The 3,798-nt window shown below is 65.6% G+C and carries 5 protein-coding genes; 1 reads left to right on the top strand and 4 read right to left on the bottom strand.

The genetic code is table 11. From position 1 onward, the window contains the following. The 4 genes from QZ266_RS13170 to QZ266_RS13155 all read right to left on the bottom strand — a co-directional run. A partial coding sequence (locus tag QZ266_RS13170; protein WP_367178243.1) for a LexA family protein occupies positions 1 to 405 on the bottom strand: 405 nt, incomplete at its 3' end. A gap of 96 nt (positions 406 to 501) precedes the next feature. Then, positions 502 to 1,299, bottom strand: coding sequence for an indole-3-glycerol phosphate synthase TrpC (gene trpC, locus QZ266_RS13165; RefSeq protein WP_367178244.1), 798 nt, complete (start codon positions 1,297 to 1,299; stop codon positions 502 to 504). Between the two features lie 12 nt (positions 1,300 to 1,311). Further along, positions 1,312 to 2,331: an anthranilate phosphoribosyltransferase gene (trpD, locus tag QZ266_RS13160; RefSeq protein ID WP_295695894.1), complete on the bottom strand. Its 1,020-nt coding sequence runs from the start codon at positions 2,329 to 2,331 to the stop codon at positions 1,312 to 1,314. 298 nt (positions 2,332 to 2,629) lie between these two features. After that, a complete protein-coding gene (locus tag QZ266_RS13155; protein ID WP_295695892.1) occupies positions 2,630 to 3,220 on the bottom strand; it encodes an aminodeoxychorismate/anthranilate synthase component II in 591 nt (196 codons plus the stop codon). A gap of 281 nt (positions 3,221 to 3,501) precedes the next feature. On the opposite strand from QZ266_RS13155, the gene QZ266_RS13150 reads away from it, so the two are divergent. Then, positions 3,502 to 3,798: divergent polysaccharide deacetylase family protein (locus tag QZ266_RS13150; RefSeq protein WP_295695890.1), on the top strand; the 297-nt coding region annotated here is incomplete at its 3' end.

The following is a 3,798-nucleotide window of genomic DNA, read 5'->3' as shown; positions in this document are numbered from 1 at the left end:
CGCAGGCACAGGCATGCGATCAGTCTCATGCTGGATCGCGGAGATTGGCACACCGGCGGCGATGCGGCCGAGGATCGGAATGTCGACCGTCGACTCGCGCTCATCGGACTCGGGCTTGGCAAAATTCCCGCGTACGACATTGGGGCCAAGATCGCCCTTGGGCACATTTGGACTGTCCATGGCGGCGGCCGACTCGGGCAGTTTGAGGACTTCCAGGGCCCGGGCGCGATGGGCGAGGCGGCGGATGAAGCCGCGTTCTTCCAGCGCCGTGATCAGACGGTGCACGCCTGACTTCGAGGCCAGTTGGAGCGCCCCCTTCATCTCGTCGAAAGACGGCGAAACGCCTGTTTCCTTGATGCGTTGATGGATGAAGAGCAAAAGCTCGTTCTGTTTCCGCGTCAGCAAGGTAACCCCCTTGTTCGCATTCCCTGAATCGGACTCAGTGCCGAGGGAACAAATCAGGAATAGGAGATTTTGTTCTACAAGTGTTCTGATAGGCCGTCAAGCGCGCTTGGTCGGGTCCATGAGGTTGCGTGTCGCCGCTTCGACATCGGCCTGCCGCATCAGGCTTTCCCCGACCAGCAGGGCGCGGGCACCGGCAGACACCACGCGTTTGGCATCCTGTGGCGTGAATATCCCGCTCTCGGCGACCAGAAGTCTATCCGCGCCCACCATTGGGGCGAGGGCGTCGAACGTGTCGAGTGTGGTCTCGAAGGTCCGCAGATTGCGGTTATTGATGCCGAGGAGCGGGGCGTCGAGGGTGAGCGCACGGTCCATCTCGGCCGCATCATGGACTTCGACGAGGACATCCATCGACCAGCGGGCCGCCTCCTCGAGCAGGGCCCGGGCCGTGTCGTCCCCGACCGCGGCCATGATGACCAGAATGGCATCGGCACCGAGCATGCGGGCTTCGGCGACCTGGTAAGGGTCATACATGAAATCCTTGCGCAGGGCGGGCAGGGTGACCGCGTCCCGCGCCGCGACGAGAAAGCTGTCAGCGCCCTGAAAGCTCGGACCGTCCGTGAGGACGGAGAGGCAAGTCGCGCCGCCTGCTTGATAGGCCCTGGCCAGGGCCGGCGGGTCGAAATCCGCGCGGATCAGTCCCTTTGACGGACTCGCCTTCTTGACCTCGGCGATCAGGCCCAGACCGCCCGGCGCGCTTGCCAGCGCGTCGGTGAAGCCCCGCACGGGTGACGCGTCGCGCGCGGCTGCCGCGATCTCGGCATAGGGGCGGGCGGTCTTGCAGGCGTCGATATGCTGGCGCTTGTAGGCGCCGATCCGGGCCAGCGTGTCAGGCATTGCGCTCATGGGTCAGGCCTCGCCGCTTGAAATGGCGACCATGCGGTCCAGCGCTGCCTTGGCGCGGCCATCATCAATGGCGGCTTCTGCCAGGCGCGTGCCCGCCGGGATCGTGTCAGCCAGTCCCGCCAGCATCAGCGCCGCGCCGGCATTGAGCACGGCGATGTCCCGGAAGGCACCAGGCGCGCCGTCGAGCAGGGCCCGGATCGCCTCGGCATTGCGCTGCGGCGTTCCCCCCTGCAGGTCGGATTCCGCGACCAGAGCGAGGCCCGCTTCTTCTGGGTGGAAGCTGTAGGTCTGGATGCTGCCATCCTTGAGTTCGGCGATATCCGAACCGGTTGTGGTGGTGAGCTCGTCCATCCCGTCCTGACCGCAAATGACCAGGGCATGCTGGCACCCCAGATCGCGCAGAGCCTCGGCAATTGGTACCAGCCAGCGCTTGTCATAGACCCCGAGCAATTGCCGCTTCACGCCTGCGGGATTGGACAAGGGGCCAAGCAGGTTGAAAACCGTGCGCACCTTCAGCGCCTGGCGAGCCGGACCGACATGGCGCCCGGCCGCATGGTGGGCGGGGGCATACAGAAAGCCGACGCGTGCCTCTGCGAGGGAGCGTTCCACCGCGGCGGGCGGGCAATCCAGCTTGACGCCGAGCTGGGCCAGCACGTCCGAGGACCCGGATTTGGACGAGGCGGCGCGATTGCCGTGTTTGGCAACGATCGCCCCGGCGCCGGCGGCGATAATTGCGGCCGTGGTCGAGATATTCCAGGCACCCTTGCCGTCGCCGCCAGTCCCGCACGTGTCGATCGCGCCGTCCGGCGCGGAGATGCGGGTCATGCGGCTACGCAGGGCGCGGGCACCCGAGGCGATGTCCGAGGGGCGTTCGCCAAGCGCGGCCAGCCCGATCAGGAAGCCACCGATCGCCGCGTCCGGCACATCGCCCGACATCAGTTCGTCAAAGGCGCCGGCAATGGCCGCGTTGGCAGGGAAGTCGCCGCGGGCAAAGGCGGTCAGGCATTCGGAAATGTTTTGCATGGTCAGTCGTTTCGCTGGGCAGGATCACGAACGGCCATCTGGCCGCTTACCGGTCATTCAGGACGCAGGACGGCGCCATCGATGATCCGTACGCCATCGGGTGGCCGGTTGAGTGTATCGAACGCGCGTCTCGTCGCACACAGCCGCGCGAACGGTGCTGGGCACCGGCGAATTCGGATGTGGAGCGGGCAAGGACGGCATACCTGTCACCGGGTTGAACAAAGCGAACCTCACCGAGTTAGCGCGGGCGTCGTGGCAATTCAACGATGACGGGCTGCAGTCGTCGGCCCGGACCGGCTCAGGCCGCAGCGGCGCGGGGCAGGCCGGTCAGGTCCAGGAAGTTGCGCAACAGGGCGTGACCCTGTTCGGAGGCAATGGATTCCGGGTGAAATTGGACGCCATGAATCGGCCGCTCGCGATGCATCAGGCCCATGATTTCGCCATCGGCGGTATGGGCGTTGGCGATCAGGCTGTCGGGCACGCTTTCCGGGCGCACCGCCAGGGAATGATAGCGGGTTGCGATGAACGGGCTGGGCAGGCCGGTGAACAGGCCGCTGCCGTCATGGCTCACTTGGCTGGTCTTGCCGTGCATGATGACCTTGGCGGAGATTACCTCGCCGCCGAACACCTGGCCGATGGATTGATGGCCGAGGCAGACACCGAGAATCGGCAAGTCATCCGGCGCTTGCGCAATCACGTCGAGACAGATCCCGGCCCGGTCCGGGTCGCACGGACCCGGGGAGAGCACGAGCCCGCTTGCCCCGATGGCCAGCGCTTCGCTTGCCGACATGGCATCATTGCGGATGACCGTCGTGTCCGCGCCCAATTCCTGGAAATAATGGACGAGGTTGAAGGTGAAGCTGTCGTAATTGTCGATGATGAGCAGCATGGTGATCTCCCTGGCGCCAACCTAGTCAGGCTGCCCGGTTTCGCCAATCCCGGCAGCGCATAAACGCCTGATTAACCATGCGGGCGCGAGCTGGGTGCATGGCCTCACTGCGTCGCACATCCCTCAAGGCTCGGCACTCCGCCATCCCCGCTTTCGCCGGGGCGCTTGCGGCTGCCGCCTATCTACTTGGCGCTATTGTGTTTTCTGCAGCCAGCAATGGTGCGCTTCCGGGCCCGGCAACTGCCTCCGCGGAGCTCCCGCCGCGCCATCAGGGGGTGCGTGTGACCCGTGCCCGCAATTTCGATTCGCTCGAATCGGCCGAACCGGGCGTTGAAACGTCGGCGCTGGCTGCACCTGTCGAGGTTGCCGCATCAAATATGAGCCCGGTGATCATCGCGGCAGAAAGCGAGACCCTGTCGGTCGACGGGCCCGCGCGACTGGTGCTGGTGATTGATGATGTCGGTCTCGACGTGGACGCCGCCCAGCGGGTTCTGGCCCTGCCGGTTCCGGTGACCGTGGCGATTCTGCCCTATGCCGAAGCGGCGGCCCCCTTGTCCGCCCTGGCGCGCCAGTCGGGG

Source organism: uncultured Maricaulis sp., from assembly GCF_905480005.1.
In the GTDB taxonomy this organism is placed as follows: domain Bacteria; phylum Pseudomonadota; class Alphaproteobacteria; order Caulobacterales; family Maricaulaceae; genus Maricaulis.
The sequence above is the reverse complement of the archived record's forward strand: the minus strand, read 5'-3'. Positions and strand labels throughout refer to the sequence as shown.